The sequence below is a fragment of the Collimonas sp. GW821-FHT07E08 genome (assembly GCF_059418905.1).
Window position 1 is genome coordinate 62,693 of the sequence record NZ_JBWKQR010000011.1, and the last position, 17,473, is coordinate 80,165.

At 61.3% G+C, this 17,473-nt stretch carries 16 protein-coding genes; 3 read left to right on the forward strand and 13 right to left on the reverse strand.

Annotation, left to right across the window (positions count from 1 at the left end; translation table 11 throughout):
- Positions 1 to 169 precede the first annotated feature (169 nt).
- Positions 170 to 1,816: a propionate catabolism operon regulatory protein PrpR gene (prpR, locus tag AC07RZ_RS15550; protein ID WP_494668591.1), complete on the forward strand. Its 1,647-nt coding sequence runs from the start codon at positions 170 to 172 to the stop codon at positions 1,814 to 1,816.
- Positions 1,817 to 1,839: 23 nt separating this feature from the next.
- Here the strand turns inward: prpR and ntrC are convergent, their stop codons facing one another.
- The 4 genes from ntrC to glnA form a co-directional block, all read right to left on the reverse strand.
- Positions 1,840 to 3,369, reverse strand: coding sequence for a nitrogen regulation protein NR(I) (gene ntrC, locus AC07RZ_RS15555; protein WP_144738932.1), 1,530 nt, complete (start codon positions 3,367 to 3,369; stop codon positions 1,840 to 1,842).
- 114 nt (positions 3,370 to 3,483) lie between these two features.
- Positions 3,484 to 4,566: a nitrogen regulation protein NR(II) gene (gene glnL / locus AC07RZ_RS15560; protein ID WP_092397394.1), complete on the reverse strand. Its 1,083-nt coding sequence runs from the start codon at positions 4,564 to 4,566 to the stop codon at positions 3,484 to 3,486.
- 252 nt (positions 4,567 to 4,818) lie between these two features.
- Positions 4,819 to 5,316: a DUF4124 domain-containing protein gene (locus AC07RZ_RS15565; protein WP_494668592.1), complete on the reverse strand. Its 498-nt coding sequence runs from the start codon at positions 5,314 to 5,316 to the stop codon at positions 4,819 to 4,821.
- Between the two features lie 210 nt (positions 5,317 to 5,526).
- Positions 5,527 to 6,942 carry a type I glutamate--ammonia ligase gene (gene glnA, locus AC07RZ_RS15570; protein WP_092397390.1) on the reverse strand — a complete coding sequence of 472 codons (1,416 nt, stop codon included), beginning with the start codon at positions 6,940 to 6,942 and terminating at the stop codon, positions 5,527 to 5,529.
- A gap of 426 nt (positions 6,943 to 7,368) precedes the next feature.
- Between glnA and AC07RZ_RS15575 the strand changes: the two genes are divergently transcribed.
- Positions 7,369 to 7,833 (forward strand): rhodanese-like domain-containing protein, encoded by a 465-nt coding sequence (locus AC07RZ_RS15575; RefSeq protein ID WP_144738935.1) that lies wholly within the window; start codon positions 7,369 to 7,371, stop codon positions 7,831 to 7,833.
- A gap of 39 nt (positions 7,834 to 7,872) precedes the next feature.
- On the opposite strand, the gene AC07RZ_RS15580 is transcribed toward AC07RZ_RS15575, so the two are convergent.
- The 9 genes from AC07RZ_RS15580 to AC07RZ_RS15620 all read right to left on the reverse strand — a co-directional run bounded on the left by AC07RZ_RS15580 (position 7,873) and on the right by AC07RZ_RS15620 (position 16,416).
- Positions 7,873 to 8,367, reverse strand: a complete 495-nt coding sequence (locus AC07RZ_RS15580; protein ID WP_494668593.1) for a GNAT family N-acetyltransferase — start codon at positions 8,365 to 8,367, stop codon at positions 7,873 to 7,875.
- The gene (locus AC07RZ_RS15585; protein WP_494668594.1) at positions 8,364 to 9,302 is read right to left on the reverse strand and encodes a delta(1)-pyrroline-2-carboxylate reductase family protein; all 939 of its coding nucleotides are present in this window, start codon (positions 9,300 to 9,302) and stop codon (positions 8,364 to 8,366) included. The genes AC07RZ_RS15580 and AC07RZ_RS15585 overlap by 4 nt, the downstream gene beginning before the upstream one ends.
- A gap of 21 nt (positions 9,303 to 9,323) precedes the next feature.
- The gene (lhpH, locus tag AC07RZ_RS15590; protein WP_494668595.1) at positions 9,324 to 10,334 is read right to left on the reverse strand and encodes a trans-3-hydroxy-L-proline dehydratase; all 1,011 of its coding nucleotides are present in this window, start codon (positions 10,332 to 10,334) and stop codon (positions 9,324 to 9,326) included.
- 139 nt (positions 10,335 to 10,473) lie between these two features.
- On the reverse strand, positions 10,474 to 11,580 hold the full coding sequence (locus AC07RZ_RS15595; protein WP_494668596.1) for a branched-chain amino acid ABC transporter substrate-binding protein: 1,107 nt from the start codon (positions 11,578 to 11,580) through the stop codon (positions 10,474 to 10,476).
- Positions 11,581 to 11,862: 282 nt separating this feature from the next.
- A complete protein-coding gene (locus tag AC07RZ_RS15600) occupies positions 11,863 to 12,678 on the reverse strand; it encodes a type 2 periplasmic-binding domain-containing protein (protein ID WP_494668597.1) in 816 nt (271 codons plus the stop codon).
- A gap of 9 nt (positions 12,679 to 12,687) precedes the next feature.
- Positions 12,688 to 13,461: an ABC transporter permease gene (locus tag AC07RZ_RS15605; RefSeq protein ID WP_494668598.1), complete on the reverse strand. Its 774-nt coding sequence runs from the start codon at positions 13,459 to 13,461 to the stop codon at positions 12,688 to 12,690.
- Between the two features lie 63 nt (positions 13,462 to 13,524).
- Complete coding sequence (locus AC07RZ_RS15610; RefSeq protein WP_494668599.1) at positions 13,525 to 14,556, reverse strand: ABC transporter substrate-binding protein; 1,032 nt, start codon at positions 14,554 to 14,556, stop codon at positions 13,525 to 13,527.
- The gene (locus tag AC07RZ_RS15615; protein WP_144738943.1) at positions 14,553 to 15,326 is read right to left on the reverse strand and encodes an ABC transporter ATP-binding protein; all 774 of its coding nucleotides are present in this window, start codon (positions 15,324 to 15,326) and stop codon (positions 14,553 to 14,555) included. The genes AC07RZ_RS15610 and AC07RZ_RS15615 overlap by 4 nt, the downstream gene beginning before the upstream one ends.
- A 169-nt stretch (positions 15,327 to 15,495) precedes the next feature.
- Entirely contained in the window at positions 15,496 to 16,416 is a 921-nt protein-coding gene (locus tag AC07RZ_RS15620) for an SDR family oxidoreductase (protein ID WP_494668600.1), read from the reverse strand.
- A gap of 11 nt (positions 16,417 to 16,427) precedes the next feature.
- On the opposite strand from AC07RZ_RS15620, the gene AC07RZ_RS15625 reads away from it, so the two are divergent.
- Positions 16,428 to 17,453 (forward strand): CDP-6-deoxy-delta-3,4-glucoseen reductase, encoded by a 1,026-nt coding sequence (locus AC07RZ_RS15625; protein ID WP_494668601.1) that lies wholly within the window; start codon positions 16,428 to 16,430, stop codon positions 17,451 to 17,453.
- The last annotated feature ends 20 nt before the right edge of the window (positions 17,454 to 17,473 follow it).

Here is a 17,473-nt window from a genome sequence, read left to right on the forward strand (position 1 = left end):
GCTGCGACGACTATTTATTTGGAATCAGGCACTTGCGTGGATAGCCCCCGGGGCATCGAGCGATTGCATTACCGTCCTCGATGTTCCATACTATGTTTCAAATTGATCCATGAAACATTAATGAAACATCATTGAAACACCACTGAAGCAACAATGAAACCTCGATAACATGGCCCGCCCCCTGCCCTCTCCCGCCGGCAACCGCGACAACAACGATCTTCCGGTCATCTGGACCGTGTCGGTATCGCGCCTGTTCGACCTGTTCCGCGACATCACGCTGGAATTCGACCACCAGGCCAATATCGCGCCTATCCAGCTAGGTTTTGAAGACGCGGTCCAGCACATCCGCGAACGGCTGGCGACCGAACGCTGCGACGCCGTGATTGCCGCCGGCTCCAACGGCGCTTACCTGAAAAGCCGCTTGTCGGTGCCGGTCATCATCGCCAAAGCCAGCGGCTTCGATGTGATGCAGGCGCTGGCCCGCGCGCGCAAGATCACGCCGCGGGTCGGGGTCATCACCTACCAGGCGTCGATGCCGGCGCTGGCGGAATTCCAAACCGCATTCGACCTCAGCATCGAGCAGCGCAGCTACGCCACCGAAGAAGACGCCCGGGCCCAGGTCAACGATTTGAAAGCGAGCGGCATCAAGGCCATAGTGGGCGCCGGCCTGATCACCGACCTCGCCGAAGAAGCCGGGCTGAGCGGCATCTTTGTCTATTCCGCCGCATCGATCCGGCAAGCGTTCAACGATGCGCTGGAACTGGCGCGTTTGACGCAACTCCAGCTGGAATCGACCGGCGGCCGCAGCTATCCGGTCAGCGACACGCTCAGGGCCAAGCACGGCATCAGCGATTTGCGCGGCGCGTCGGACGCCATGGAAGCGATACGCAGGTCGGTGACGCTGTTTGCGCGCTCGCCGGCCAACGTCCTGATCCATGGCGAAACCGGCAGCGGCAAGGAGCTGGCGGCGCAGGCGATCCACCGTGAACACCCGCTGGCGCAAGGCACGGCCGGCGGCCGCAGCGGCCGGCCTTTTGTCGCGGTGAACTGCGGCGCGATTGCAGAATCGCTGCTGGAATCCGAGCTGTTCGGCTACGAAGAAGGCGCGTTCACCGGCTCGCGCCGCGGCGGCCGCGCCGGCCTGTTTGAAGCGGCCCACCGCGGCACCCTGTTCCTCGACGAAATCGGCGAAATGCCGCTGGCGCTGCAAACCCGGCTGCTGCGCGTGCTGGAAGAGCGCGAAGTGGTGCGCGTAGGTTCTACCCGCCCGATCGCGGTCGACGTCCGCATCATCAGCGCCACCCATTGCAATCTCGAGGAAAGAGTGCGCGACGGCCGTTTCCGCGCCGACCTGTTCTATCGCATCGGCGTCCTGCGCCTGGACTTGCCGCCCTTGCGCGCGCGCCCGGAGGACTTGGTGGCGCTGGCGGAATGGTGCCTGAAACAGGCGCTGGCGTCGCTGGATGTGCGGCCGCACGCCAATCTCCACGCCGAAGTCGTGGCTTGCGCGCCGCTGCTGGAAAGTTATGCCTGGCCCGGCAATGTGCGCGAACTGCGCAACCTGATGGAACGGGTGGCGCTGTTTCTGGCGGCCGAGCCGCTGCGTTCGCTGACGCCGGCCTTCCTGCTGTCGGCGGCGCCGGAACTGGCGGCCGCGCACAGCAATGCGCCGCCGGCGGTTGCAGTACCTGCGGCGGCGGAATCCGCGGCGCAGGCGCTGGCAAGGTTCGAGGGCAACCGTGCAGCTGCGGCCCGGTACCTGGGCATCAGCCGCACTACCCTATGGCGCAAACTGAGGGAATCGCAGGACAGCTAGGCGCCATCCTGCCCGGCTTGCCGTCAATCGTCTTTTGCGCCGGCTATGCCTAATTCCTGGATCTTGCGCGTGATGGTATTGCGGCCGATGCCAAGGCGTACTGCAGCATCGTTCTTGCGCCCGTGGGTATGGCGCAAGGCGATCTTGATCAGGGCCGATTCAAACTGCCGTCCCAGCACATCCATGACGTCGGCGTCGCCATTGCTGAGCATCTGGGCCGCTTCCGTCTCCAGCAAGGCAATCCAGCTTTGCTTTTCAAGCTGCCGTTCGCCGGCGCCCGCAGCTTGCGCCGCCGGCGCCAGGATCTCAGGATAGTGCGCGGCAGCGGCCGGCGCCGCCAGATGCGGATCGAACGCTACCGGCCGGCTGGCCGGGCTTTCCAGCTGCATGCTCTGGTCGCGGCCGCCGACCAGGTCTTGCGGCAGGTCCTTGATCTCGACCGTCTGGCCGGGCGCCATCACGGTAATCCAGTTGCACAGGTTTTCCAGCTGGCGCACATTGCCTGGCAGGTCCAGGCTGCTCATGAAACGCATGGCGTTATCGGAAACCCGCTTGCTTTCGACGCCCAGCTGCTTGGCGCTCTGGCTCAGGAAGTAGCGCGTCAGGATCGGGATGTCTTCGCGCCGCTCGCGCAAGCTCGGCAAGCGCAGCCTGATCACATTCAGGCGGTGATACAAGTCTTCGCGGAACAGTCCCTCGCGTACCCGGGTTTCCAGGTTCTGGTGGGTGGCGGCGATGACGCGCACGTTGGCTTTCAGGGACTGGTGTCCGCCGACGCGATAGAAGTGGCCGTCGGACAGCACGCGCAGCAGGCGCGTCTGCAGGTCGAACGGCATGTCGCCGATTTCGTCGAGGAACAGGGTGCCGCCTTCAGCTTGTTCAAAGCGGCCGCGGCGCGATGCCTGGGCGCCGGTAAATGCACCGCGCTCGTGCCCGAACAATTCCGACTCCAGCAAGTCTTTCGGAATCGCCGCGGTATTGAGGGCGATGAACGGCTGCGACGCGCGCGGGCTGTGCTTGTGCAAGGCGCGTGCGACCAGTTCCTTGCCGGTCCCCGATTCGCCGGTGATCAGCACCGTCACATTCGATTGCGACAGGCGGCCGATGGCGCGGAACACGTCTTGCATGGCTGGCGCCTGGCCCAGGATTTCCGGCGTCTCGGCAGAGGCTTGCTCGACATTCGCTTCGCGCAAGCTTTCTTCCAGCGCGCGCCGTATCAGTTCGACCGCCTTGTCGACATCGAAAGGCTTGGCCAGGTATTCGAAAGCCCCGCCCTGGAACGCGGCAACGGCGGAATCCAGGTCGGAAAAAGCGGTGATGATGATCACCGGCACGCCGGGAAACTTGGCTTTGACGGTTTGCAGCAGCTCCAGGCCCGAAGCGCCCGGCATGCGGATATCGGAGACCAGCACTTGCGGCGTGCTCGATTGCAGTGCTTCGATCGCATCGCGCGCATTGGAGAAACTCTTGGTGCTCAGGTTTTCGCGGGCCAGTGCTTTTTCAAGCACCCATCGAATCGATTCGTCGTCGTCAACAATCCAGATTGGTTTCATGTGTTTTGTGCTGCGCCAGGAGCGCAGTCCGTTAAACTATTTATCAGCGCAATGACGGCCTCGCAGTTGCAGCCTCGCAGTCACAGCTTATCAACTACTTGCAGGCAACAACCCTCAAGGCAGAGGTATCAGGATTCTGAAATCTGTATATCCCGGCCGGCTCTCGCATTCGATGACGCCCATGTGCTGTTGTACAAAGGTTTGCGCCAGCGTCAAACCCAGGCCGCTGCCGCCGTCGCGTCCCGACACCAGCGGGTAGAAAATGCGTTCTTGAATCTCGGCCGGGATGCCAGGTCCGTTGTCGATGATATGCAAGTCTAGTGCCAGCCGGTAACGCACCTTGGCCAGCGTCACCTGGCGCACTACCCGGCTCTGGAAAACCAGCTCCGCATCGCCCGCCTTGATGCGCTCCTGCAACGCTTGCGCGGCATTGTGGGCGATGTTGAGGATGGCCTGGATCAGTTGTTCCTTGTCGCCGCGGAACTGCGGGATCGACAGATCGTAATCGCGCTTGATGCTCAGGCCGCTCGGGAATTCGGCCACGATCAGGCTGCGCACCCGCTCGCATACCTCGTGGATATTGACGTCGCCCACGATCTGCGCCAGCCGGTGCGGCGCCAGCAGGCGATCCACCAGGGTCTGCAGGCGATCGGCTTCCTTGATGATGACTTGCGTGTATTCGCGCAATTCCTTGACGTGGCGCTCAGGCAGTTCGAGCTCCAGCAGCTGGGCGGCGCCGCGGATGCCGCCCAGGGGATTCTTGATTTCGTGCGCCAGGTTGCGGATCAGTTCCTTGTTGACCTGGCTCTGGTCGATCAGGCGCTCCTCGCGCTCCAGCTTGAGCTGCTGCACATTCTCCCGCAACTCGATCAGCACCGGCATCTCGGGGTTGTCGAGCGCGGTGACGATGGTGTCGACCCACAGGGGTTCGCGGCCCACGCGTTCCAGGATCAGGTCCTGGCGCGAGTCGTCGAACTGGTGCTGCAAGGCTTGCTCGAAAATCGCCAGCAGCTGGTCCGGGTTCAGGAACAGGTCGGACAGCGTCTGCTGCTGCAGCAGGCGGCTGGAACTCTCCAGCAGGTTTTCCGCGGCGGCGTTGGCAAACACCAGGCGTCCGTGCTGGTCCAGCACCAGCACCGCGGAAGCCAGCAGGTCAAGGCTGGCGAGCACGTTCCGTTCGGCGGTTTTTATTGGCATCCTGGCATCCTTGTCAAAAAGCCCGGTCCAGGCAAAGCGTGGCGCGGCGCGGCGGCGTCATTGAGACTGCGAGTGTGATTGAAATAGTGCATTTTCCGAGCATAACAAGCTTTGTAAGCGATGTCGGTGGGTAATATGCAGGATCGCCACATTATGGTGCGTCCGACTCTGCTCTATCTTAAACCGGTAGGCAAAAATAAAGGCCGCATGAGCGGCCTTATCCATTAAGCAAGGTTGATACCATGCCGTAGATTATTTGAGATTCGACAGTTCCCGGTTGAGCGCATCGATATTTTTCTCGCTGCGGGAAATGTCCTCTTTCATCGACGCCACGCGCTCCTGGTACTTGGCGTAGTTTTTCTCGTTGCCTTGCCGCTCCGGCGTACCGTCGTTGTAGTCTTTCTTGAGATTGGCCAGGCGCTGCTGCTCGTTCTTCAGCTCGTCCTGCAGGATCTGGCGGCGATCGTTGTCGCGCGCCTTTTGCGTGCCGTTATCCACTTTCGGGAAATCGGTCGGGGTGGAGGCCGCCGGCTTGCTGGCGGCTGCGCCTTCGCGTGGCGCCTTGCTCGACGACGTCACGGTCAGCGGCGGCAGGCTGACGCGCTTGCAGCCCTTGGTGTCGCCTGTGTTCTTGTATTCCTTGACGCCGTTCTGGTCCACGCAAAGGTAAACCTCGCTTTGGGCGTAAGCAGTGCCTGCGGCCATGCTGACGGCCGCCAATAGCAGAAATCCCGATAAAAGACGCTTCATAGACTTTCTTCGCAATGGCAATTCAATCGAGCCGCTAGTTTATGTCAAGAAACATGCAATGACAAACCATCCTGCAGAATATAGTTTGCGATATGCAGGAGGTGAAAACAAGCGTGCGAGAAAAACAAAAGGACAGGGAGATCCCTGTCCTTTATCTTGCAGTCCGCCCTTGCATCTGGCAAGAGCGGAGGTGCAAACTTGCGAACCGACTTATACCGAATAGTACATGTCGAATTCGATCGGGTGAGTCGTCATGCGGTAGCGCTGGACTTCCTGCTTCTTCAAGTCCAGGTAGGCATCGATCATGGTGTCGCTGAATACGCCGCCGCGGGTCAGGAACTCGCGGTCCTTGTCCAGCGCTTCCAGTGCTTCTTCCAGCGAAGCGCAAACGGTAGGGATCAGCGCGTCTTCTTCTGGCGGCAGGTGGTACAGGTCTTTCGATGCTGCCTCGCCCGGATGGATCTTGTTCTGCACGCCGTCCAGGCCTGCCATCAGCAATGCCGCGAAGCACAGGTACGGGTTAGCCAGCGGATCCGGGAAACGGGTTTCGATGCGGCGGCCCTTTGGATTCGCTACGTGCGGGATACGGATCGAAGCCGAACGGTTACGCGCCGAATAGGCCAGCTTGACCGGTGCTTCAAAGCCTGGAACCAGGCGCTTGTACGAGTTGGTGCCTGGGTTGGTGATCGCGTTGAGCGCCTTGGCGTGCTTGATGATGCCGCCGATGTAGAACAGCGCGAATTCGGACAGGCCGGCATAGCCGTCGCCGGCGAACAGGTTCTTGCCGTCTTTCCAGACCGATTGGTGCACGTGCATGCCGGAGCCGTTGTCGCCAACGATAGGCTTAGGCATGAAAGTCGCTGTCTTGCCGTAGGTGTGGGCCACGTTCCAGACCACGTATTTCAGGTTCTGGGTCCAGTCGGCGCGCTCGACCAGGGTCGAGAACTTGGTGCCGATTTCATTCTGGCCGGCGCCTGCAACTTCGTGGTGATGCACTTCAACCGGGATGCCCAGCGATTCCAGGATCAGGCACATTTCCGAACGCATGTCCTGGAAGCTGTCGACCGGAGGCACAGGGAAATAGCCGCCCTTGACGGTTGGACGGTGGCCGGTGTTGCCGCCTTCGAGTTCGGCGCCGGTGCTCCACGATGCTTCTTCCGAACCGATCTTGACGAAACAGCCGGACATGTCTGCGCCCCAGCGGACGTTGTCGAAAATAAAGAATTCAGGTTCCGGGCCGAAATAGGCGGTGTCGCCCAGGCCGGAAGATTTCAGGTAGGCTTCAGCGCGCTTGGCGATCGAACGCGGATCGCGGTCGTAGCCTTTGCCGTCGGATGGCTCGATGACGTCACATTGCATGAACAATGTGGTTTCTTCCATGAACGGGTCGATGTTCGCGGTGTTAGGGTCCGGCATCAACAACATGTCGGAAGCTTCGATACCCTTCCACCCAGCAATAGAAGAACCGTCAAATGCATGACCCGACTCAAATTTATCGATATCGAAATGAGAGACAGGGACAGTTACGTGCTGTTCCTTGCCTTTGGTGTCAGCGAAGCGAAAATCAACGAATTTGACTTCGTTGTCTTTTGCCATTTTCAAGACTTCTGCGGCCGTCATTGCCATGTGAATCTCCTAAGATGAAAGTACTTGTAAAAAAGTACTACGGTTTTTAAATTGTGCGCCCTGCTCAGGATCTGTTGCGCGCAGTCTTCAGCATCGCAGTAACATCATGATGTACAGGTATTGAGCAAACTATGACCGGACAGCAATTCAGTACGACCAGAACTCAGTGCAGGATGATAGCAGAATCCATGCCACCATCCTTTCATTGCGGCACGCTTATTCGATCCGGTAATTAGCTGGTTTAGAAGGCTGTATTGCGCTTTTTCGGAGTTGGTCCGGCTATCGCGAATCACCGTCATGGTGCACAGGAAAATGCTGGCACCATTTTAGTGCTCGCACCTTGGCAAACCAGGAATTAGCACCATAACGGTGCAACCGGGACATTGAATAGCCGCTTGTTTAAAAAACATTTTTTGGAGATACACCATGCCTACGACTGACGAACTCCTGGCCACCGCCCGCCAACGTGGCCAGAATGACCACCTGCCCTATGCCGGCGCCGTCACCCCGAGCGAGGCGTTTGCCTTGCTGCAGGAAAACGTCGCCGCGATCCTGGTGGATGTCCGCACCAATGCCGAACGCGACTGGGTCGGCCGGGTTTCGATCCGCGATCCGCAGCATGCGGCGGTGCAATGGTCGCAATACCCCGGCGGCGTGCAAAATCCCGATTTCCTGGCGCAGCTGGCGCAGATTGCTGAAAAAGGAACGCCGTTGCTGTTCCTGTGCCGTTCCGGCGTGCGTTCGCAGCACGCGGCCAAGCTGGCGACCGAAAACGGCTACAGCAACTGTTTCAATATCCTGGAAGGCTTCGAAGGAGACAAGGACAACAATGGCCACCGCAAGAACATCAACGGCTGGTGCAAGGCCGGTTTGCCTTGGCTGGGAGCTTGAGGGAATTGCCCGGCAGGCTGGCGCGCCCGGGCGCCGGATTCATTTGGCCTGGTAGGCCAATATCCGGTTCTCGTATTTCTGGTCTTCGAATTCGTGCCAGGCAGTGCCGATATCGGTGAAACCGTAGGCGCGGTAAAAACCCAGCGCCTGTACATTGCCAGCCCAGGCGGTAAGCCAGAGCCGGTCGCCGGCGCTGCCGCGGGCGTGCTCCAGCAGCGCGCGGCCGATGCCGCGGCCATGGAAATGTTCCTGCACGTATAGCGTGTCGACCTCGACCCCGCCGTAGTTTTTTTCCGCGCAAGGCGAGTCCAGGCCGAGCAGGATATAGCCCCGCAGGTTTTCGCCATCCACTTCGACGAACAGCCGGTAATCGGGATCGGCGATGATCTCGCGGAAATACTCGGGCGTGAAAGTCGACAGCACCTCGCGCGCCAGGTCATCGCTGACGCCTTCTGTGGCATAGGCATGCAGCCAGACCTGGATCGACAGCGCGGTCAGGCTCATTCCGTCGGCTTGCACCGCGCTGCGGATCATGTCGCCTGTTCCGTGCGCGCCAGCGATACGATCGCCACGCGCGCAGCCGCCAGGTCCCAGGCGGCCTGGCCGACGGTCTTATATACCGGCAAGACGGCCTGCTGGACAAAGCCGTGCGCCAGCACATCGGGCAGTTCGCGCACCTTGCTCCAGTCGACCTGCGCCTGCAGCAGATCGCCGGCTTCATGCCTGGCGCCGGCCAGGCAGTCGACCACTACGGTGCGGCTGTGCAGCAGCTCGGGCGGGAACTCGACCATGTCCGGTTTGAAGGCGCCGACGCCGATCGCCAGCGTGGTTGCCGCGACATGGGCCGGGATCACCGCGGTACGCGAGGTGGTCAAGGCAATCAAGACATCGGTGTGCGGTAAATCGGTGGCTAGCGTGGCGGCGGCCAGGGCCTTGACCGCAATCTGCGGATGGCGCAGCTGCAAGGCGTCGCAAAACACCTGGGTCTTCTGCAGGTCGCGCGCGGCGACCCAGAATTGATTGACGCCGAAATACTCGACCAGGCCGTCGGCGTGGGCGATAGCCTGCACTCCGGTGCCGATCAGCAATGCGGACTTCGGCCTGGACGGCAGCAGCGCCTCGATGCCGAGCAAGCTTACCGCCGCAGTCCGGCGCGCGGTAACGGTAGGCCCGTGCAACAGCGCCAGCCGGCGGCCGCTGGCGGCGTCGAACACCACCACTTCGCCCTGGATCGCCGGCAACTGGAATTGCGCATTGTTGGCGTGCACGGTGATCAGCTTGGTCATGCCGATGTCAGCGGCGATAGCCGGCATGCACAGCAGCACGCTGGCCTTGTCGATTTCCACCACCATGCGTTCGGGCGCGTTGATCTCGCCTTCGCGCAATTGGCGCGCGACCTTTACCAGCGCCGGCACCAGTTCGGCATAGGGCAAAGCGGCGGCGGTGCTGTCAGCGTCGAGGATTTTCATAAGTCAGGCCGTCCAAATCAATCAGCGCAAGAAGAAACCTTGCGGAAACGGATCGCTGTCTTCCAGCACCCACTGGTTGAAACCCATGATGTGCGCATCGCCGGTGACTTCGGTAAGCGCCGCATCGAACTCGCCGACTTTGGTGGTGCCGGTCACGCGCACCCGGAAACAGCTGCCGACGATGCTCTCATTCACCAGCACCTGGTTCAGCGCCAGTTTCTGGCGCAGGAACAGCTGGGCGGCACGGCCGGAAGTGCCGGTGCCGGTCGGCGAACGGTCCACTTCGCGGTCGGCGAAGATGCAGACATTGGCCTGGTCGGCGCCGGCGCCGTTCGGCGCACCGTCGATGATGGTGCCGTACAGGGTATCCAGGCCGGGCTCCAGCGGATGCTGGATCGCCACCTGGTCCTTGACCGCCTGCTTGGTTTCCGCGCCCAGCTGTATCAGGCCGCGCACCTGCTCCGGCTTGATCTTGACGCCAGCCTGGTCGGCATTCATGTAGTAATAAAAGGCGCCGCCGAACACGATGTCGCCCGTCACCTTGCCGAAACTCGGCGTCTCGACTTCGACATCGCGCCGGTAGATGAACGCCGGCACATTGCGGAAGGTGACGGCGCCGGCGCGCTGGCCGTCCCACGCGACCTGGGCTTCGATAAAACCGGCCGGCGTGTCGAAGCCGATGCGCGTCAGCGGCACGGTGCGTTCTACATGGTTGAGCTCCACCAGCACCTTGCCGAGCGCGATGATGCCATGGCCGCACATGTCGCTGTAACCTTCGTTATGGATGAAGATCACGCCGAAATCGGCGGCCGGCGTAACCGGCGGCAACAGGTAGGCGCCGTACATGTCGGCATGGCCGCGCGGCTCGTTCATCAGGAACTGGCGCACATCGTCGCGCTGCGCCTTGAGCCAGCTGCGGCGCTCGAGGATGGTCTTGCCCGGCACCGGCGGCAGGCCGGAAATGACGATGCGCAGCGGTTCGCCGCCAGTGTGCGCATCGACCGTGTGGATGGTTCGTGTATAACTTAGCATGGGAATCTTGTATGAGAGAGCCGAGAAGGTTCGAGCTGCATCTTGATGCAGGCGGAAAGCGCGCAGCGCCTTCCGCCTTGTCTTACTTTTTGCGATACGCCTGGCAGCGGGGCTGCCAGGGCTGCTGCCCGCTAGCTGCTTAGTAGCTGGTGAGCGCTTCCGGCACGCCGCCCTTGAAGCGGAACACGGTTACCGGCGATTGCTTCAGGTCGTGGTTGGCGTCGAATTCATAAGAACCGGCGACACCCTTGTAGTGGATCTTTTCCAGCGCCGAGACGTATTGCTTAGGCTCGACCGAGTTGGCGTCCTTCATCGCCTGCGCGATCACCATCATGCCGTCGTAGAACGAAGCAGCGTAGGTTTCCGCAGGACGGTTGTAACGCTTCTGGTAGTCGGCCGCAAAGGTCTTGCCCGAAGCCAGCTTGTCCAGCATGGCGCCGCCCTGGGTGCAATACACCTGGTCGGTAATCGCATCGCCGCCGAGGCGGCCCATTTCAGGCGCGCAGATGCCGTCGCCGCCAAGGAACTTGGCGCTCAAGCCCAGCTGCTTCATCTGGCGCATCATCGGGCCGCCCTGCGGCGAGTAGCCGCCGTAGAAAATCGCGTCCGGCTTCTTCGATTTGATGGAGGTCAGGATGGCGGTGAAATCGGTTGCCTTGTCATTGGTGAAGTCATTGCCGAGCACCTTGATGCCGTTGGCCTTGGCGACTTTCGAAAACTCTTCCGCCAGGCCCTGGCCGTAGGCGGTGCGGTCGTCGATGATCGCGACGGTCTTGACCTTCAGTTCCTTGGCTGCATACAGCGCCATCTTGCCGCCCAGCTGGCTGTCGCTGGCCGCTACCCGGAATACCGAGTGGAAGCCTTGCAAAGTCACCTTCGGATTGGAAGCCACGGTGCCCATCACGATGCCGGCGTCGTTATAGACGCGCGAAGCAGGAATGGTGACGCCCGAATTGTAAGGGCCGACCACTGCCTTGACGCCCATGTCGACCAGCTTTTGCGCTACGCCCACACCGGCGCGCGGATCGGCCTGGTCGTCTTCCATCTGTGCTTCGAACTTGATTTTCTTGCCGCCGATGACCATGCCCTGGGCATTGAGCTTGTCGATCGCCATGGCCAGGCCGCCCTGGTTGTCGCGGCCGGCAGATGCCTGGGGGCCGGTCAGCGGACCGCTGAAACCGATCTTTACTACTTGTGTCTCCTGCGCCATAGCGAGCGCTGGGAATGCAGCCAACATAACCATCATCAGTTTGGTCCGTGCGTACATGGCGAATCCTTTCGTCTGTCTTTAATAATAGTGTTTTTTTAATATCGGCACCCATCGTCAGGCGTGGGAAACCGGGGACGTCTCTTGCAGATCGAATCCTAGCAGGGACGCCGCCACATTAAATTCTTTTATGCGGCAGCTTCTCCGTAGATTCGATGGCAAAATGACTTGATCCTGCAGGGATTTTAGTTGCTATCGGGCGGCGAGGGAAACAAATTGGCGGTGCCTGGCAGAGACAGCAGAAAGGGGGCTGAGGCGCGGCTAGTGGCAATCCGGGACATTCTGGTCCAGGTAGACTTCGAATGCGACATTGCTGACCCATTTTTTCCGGTTGCCGGCCCAGTAGCCGCTGTCCCATGCGCCGGCTGCCTGCCGCAGGTAATCGCCCAGGCCGGTATCCGCCGGCCTCACCGCAAAAGTCAGCGTGGCCGGACTCGCGTCCAGCGGCAGGCTGGCTGAAAACTTCTTCCATTCGGGCAAATCCAGCATGCCCGTCAAGACCGCATCGTCATGCACGGCGGCGTCGCAGGCGCCGGTCCTGAGCGCCAGCAATGCATCGGCCGGAGCTTTGTATATTTTTTCCACGGCGCCATAGCGGGCCGCCATGCTGCCGATATAAGCGCCGCCTTGCGCCAGGCAGACGCTGCGTCCGCGCAGCTGCGCCGGACGCCTGATGCCGGTATCGTTGCGCATGATCAGCTTGGGGTGCGCCTGGTAAGCCGTCGGCAGCAGCCTTGCGCTCGCACGCAGCGCGTCGGCATCGGCCGGCTTCAGGTTCAGCAGCAGCAGGTCTGCCTTGCCTCGCGCCAGCAATTGCAGACGGTCCTGCGCCGTCACTTTTATCGTGACCAGCCTGACCCCGAGGCGTTGCGCCAGGTCGGCGGCGACAGTCGTGTCGAAACTTTCCGCAGTCCGGTATTTTGCGCCGGCGACATGCGCCGGAGCGACATAGCTGACGCCGACCACCAGCTGGCCGCGCTGCTGAATCTGCTGCACGCTGGCCGCCGCTGCGCCGAGCGGCAGCGCGCAGGCCGGCAGCAACAGCAAAAACCGGAGGAGGAAATGCGGCGGCTTCATGGTGTCGGATCAGACGTACTGGTAGCGCAGCACCCGGTGCTTCAGGTTTTCCAGGATGAACTGGTCGATCAGGGCCGCCAGGATTGCAATGGCGAGGATGTTGGTCATCACGCCGACCATGTCGGCGGTTTCCCCGGCGTAAGCCAGGGTCCGTCCCAGTCCCTTGCCGAAGCCGATCAGCATTTCGGCCGAAATCAGTGCGCGCCAGGCATTGCCGAACGCCAGCTGGGCGCCGGTTATCAGCTCCGGCATGACGGCGGGCAGGTACACGCGTTTCAGCATGTCCCAGCGCGTGGCGCCCATCACCCGCGCCGCCGAAACATGTACCTGCTGTACGCTTTCCGTGGCATTCATGACGCTCAGCGCAGCCGGGAAAAAGGCCGCCATCGCCACCACCACCATGATCGGCATGTTGCCGAAACCCATCAGGATCAGGAACAAGGGCACCCAGGCAATCGACGGGATCGATTGCAGGATAATGATGGCCGACTTCAGCACTTCGCGGAAGAAAAACAGGACTGCGCCGACCAGGCCGAAACCGATGCCGAACAGCATCGCCGCCGCATAACCGCCGCCGAGCCGGGTCAGGCTGCCCCACAGGGCGGTACGGAATTCCGGCGTCAACGCTTCATGCCACAAACGTCCCAGCACCGGCAGCACGCCTGGCATCAGGAAGTCGGGCAAGGACCAGGCGGCGATCTGCCATAACAGGAAAATCAGCAGGATGGCCAGCAGCATGGCAAGTTTTTTGCGGTAACCGGCCAGCCGGCTTTGAGTGCTCATAAATAAGGAAGGAAATAAGCCAAAACAATTCTTGTGCATTGAAAAAAAACAGCTGCCGGACGATCAGAGCTTGCGTGCCTTTTGCCAGTCGAGATCGATGATGGCGTTGACGTTGAACGGCTTGCCGTCGCGCGTCTTGAGCGAACCCTGGTCTTGCAGGATATTGGCCAATTCCTGCATGCGCGCCAGTTCCTTGGCGGTCAGCACGGCGCTGAAGGTCTGGCTCTTGATAGCGTCGCGGATCACGGTTTCACGCGGCAGGTCGCCCTGCTTCAGGGTCTTCAGGGCGGGCTCCGCGATGAAATAGCCGGCGATCAGCTTCGACGCCGCGGCCGGATCCTTTTGCAATAGCTCGATGGCTTCATGCTGCGCATCCAGCGATTTCCAGACCGCGTCGCGGCGCTTCGCCAGCGTTTCCCCGGAAGTGATCACCACCATGCAGGGGAAGGGCCAGACTTCGCCGACTTCATAAATCTGCTTCACCGGCGCCACCAGCTTGGCGATGCTGGCTTGCGGTTCGAACAGGAAAGCAGCATCGACCCGCTTGCCTGCCAGCGATTGCACCGCCACCTGCGGGCTGACGCCGAGGATGTTGACGTCGTCGGCTTTGAGGCCGGCGTTCTTGAGCGTCACGCCTTTGAGCACGGTGTCGGCGGTGCTGCCCTCGGCCTGCGACGCCAGGGTGCGCCCCTTCAATCCAGCCACGTCCTTGATGCCGCTGTCCTCGCGCACGACGAGCGCGTGATAGCCATGCTGGGCGCCAGCCACTACCTTGAGGTCGGCGCCTTTGGAAGCCCAGGCCGCAGCATTGGTGAAACCCAGCACGCCGCTGTCGAGCTGGCCGCCGACGATAGCCTTGATCAGGTCGGTGCCCGACTTGAACTCGACCAGTTCGACCTCCAGGCCGTGTTTCTTGTAGAAACCGCCTTCAAAAGCGGCGATCGCCTGCGCATCGTCCATGACCCGCAGGTAACCGATCTTGAATTTCTCGGCGGCGCCGGCCTGCCCCGCCAGCGTCAGCAGGAGCGCTGGAATCAGCAGGAGCGGTTTTAAGCGGGTGCTGGCGAAGTTAACGGCGAAGTCAATGCGTTTCATGCGGCGATTCCCTCAAGTTTTTTTGCGAATGCGTCCTGCTCTGCGCGGATCCCGAGCAGGCAGAGAATCTCCCGCCGGATGGCGGCAAATTCGGACAGGTCGTGGGTTTTCTCGTGGTGGTTCAGGTTGAATTCGCGCAGCACCTTGGCCGGGCGCGGGCTGAACACCAGGATGCGGTCGGCCAGGAACAGGGCTTCGTCGACATCGTGCGTCACCAGCAGCACGGTCGGACGTTCTTCCCGGATCAGCTGGCGCAGGGAGTCCTGCAAGGTCATGCGGGTCAGCGCGTCGAGCGCGCCAAACGGCTCGTCCAGCAGCAGCACCTTGGGTTTGGTGATGAAGGCGCGCGCCAGCGCCGCGCGCTGCCGCATGCCGCCCGAGACCTGGTGCGGATAATAAGCTTCGAAACCTTGCAGGCTGACTTTGGACAGCCAGTCGCGCGCCTGCCGGCGGGCGTCGGCCTTGCCGGCTTTTTGCAGCTCCAGCGCCAGCGCCACATTCGCTTCGAGCGTCAGCCATGGATACAGCGCGTTTTCCTGGAACATCAGCATGCGTTCGGGATGCGGCCCCTTGATCGCCTGGCCGTCCGCCAGCAGCGCGCCGCTGGTCGGCGCGCCGAGGCCCGCGGCCAGGTGCAGCAGGGTCGACTTGCCGCAGCCGGAAGGACCGACCAGGGCGACCAGTTCGCCTTCTTCGATTTCGCGGCTGAAATCGGCGATGACAGGCAAACCGGAGAACTGCTTGCTGATGTGCTGAAAAGATAACTTCATGGGGAGATGGCGGCCTTTGCGTTGCAATACAACGCCGGGCCTAAGTCGGCAAGCGCATATAAAGTGGATTTTTTATTTACTTTTCACTTTATCGGTCAACTTTCCGCCTTACAACAACTTATAACTTCTATGCTTATGCAAATAACAAATATAGAAGCTTGCCATGCATCTATCGCTGCACCTGCTTCAGTCTAGCCCTGCCCATCGCCGATAAGGCGCCAGGCACATCCGGGTAGCGCAATCGCACCCCCAGCTCCAGCTTGATGCGCCGGTTTTGCAAACGGCGCGACTCCGACATGAAGGACAGCAGCATGGGCGACACCACCTGTTCCAGCTCGGCGCGCGGCAGCCGGGGCGGCAGCGGCAGGCCGAAGGCTTGGGCCACCAGGTCGAAATACTCAGCCATCTTCAGCTGCGAATCGTCGCTGGCATGGTAGATGCGCAACGGCGCTGCCTTGTCCACCGCGGCCACAATGATGCGCGCCAGGTCATCGGCATGGATATGGTTGGTGTAGACGTCGTCGGCGGCAACCAGGGCCGGCGTCGCTTTCTCCAGGCGCGCCAGCGGCAGGCGGTCGGCGGCGTAAATCCCCGGCACCCGCAAAATCGCCAGGCGTCCGTTGCGGCGCCGGGCCCAGGCGCGCAGCACCTGCTCGGCATCGACACGGCGCCTGGCGCGGCCATTGTGCGGCGCCAGGATTCGGGTTTCGTCTATCAGGGCGCCGCCGCAATCGCCATAGACGCCGGTGGTGCTAATGTAAACAAGTGTGGCCCGCTCGGGTAGAATGGCGGCCAGGTTTCGGCTGCGCCGGTCTTTTTCCCCCCCCGACTGCGGCGGCGCCAGGTGGACGACAACCTGCGCCAGGCGCGCCAGCCGCGCCAATGTTGCCGGCTGGTCAAGATCCGCCACCAGCGGGATTGCGCCGGCGGCGCGCAATTCGGCACAGCGGTCCGGCTGGCTGGTAACCGCAAACACGCGAAAGCGCTGTTTCAGCAGCGCCAGCAAACGTAATCCCACGTTGCCGCAGCCGAGGATCAGCAGGCGCGGCTTGCCTAGTTTGCCGCCAGGGTTTTGTTTTATATTTTTCATTACAGGATTGTATGAGTTTTCAGATAACTGTTCAGCCTAGCGGTCGTCAATTCAGCTGCGACGAAGGCGAGACCATTCTCAATGCCGCCGTACGCGCCGGCGTCGGTCTGCCTTACGGCTGTAAAAACGGCGCTTGCAGTTCATGCAAAGGCAAGCTGCTGGACGGCGAAATCAGCCATGGCGCGCACCAGGAAAAAGCGCTGCCGGTCAAGGAAGAACAACAGGGCTTTGCCCTGTTCTGCTGCGCCACGCCGCATTCCGACGTCACCATCGAGGTCCGCGAAGTAGCGGGCATCGGCGATTTCCCGGTGCGCAAGATGCCGACCCGCATCGCCAAGATCGACAAGGTGGCCGACGACGTGGTTGTGCTGTCATTGCAATTGCCGGCTAACGAACGGCTGCAGTTCCTGGCGGGCCAGTATATCGAATTCATGCTGCGCGACGGTAAACGGCGCAGCTATAGCATGGCCAACGCGCCGCACAAGGATGAATACCTGACGCTGCATATCCGCCACATGCCTGGCGGCCTGTTTACCGACCAGGTGTTCAGCACCATGAAAGAGCGCGACATCCTGCGCCTGGAGGGGCCGCTCGGCACGTTCTTCCTGCGCGAGGATTCGGACAAGCCGATGGTGTTGCTGGCTTCGGGCACCGGCTTTGCACCGATCAAGGCGCTGGTCGAACAATGCGCCCATACCGGATCGCAGCGGCCGATCACTTTGTACTGGGGCGGCCGGCGGCCGCAAGACTTGTACATGATGGCGCTGTGCGAAGAATGGGCGAATACGCTGCCGAACTTCAAGTTCGTGCCCGTCATTTCAAATGCACAGCCGGAAGACCAGTGGCAAGGCCGCACCGGCTTCGTGCACCAGGCGGTGATCGACGACTTGCCCGACCTGTCCGCTTACCAGGTATACGCCTGCGGCGCGCCGATCGTGGTGGAATCGGCACAGCGCGATTTTGTCGCCCTGTGCAAACTGCCGGCCGACGAGTTTTATGCGGATTCGTTTACCTCGGAAGCCGACCTGGCTTCCTGAGCTGGGCTGCGCTATTTCAA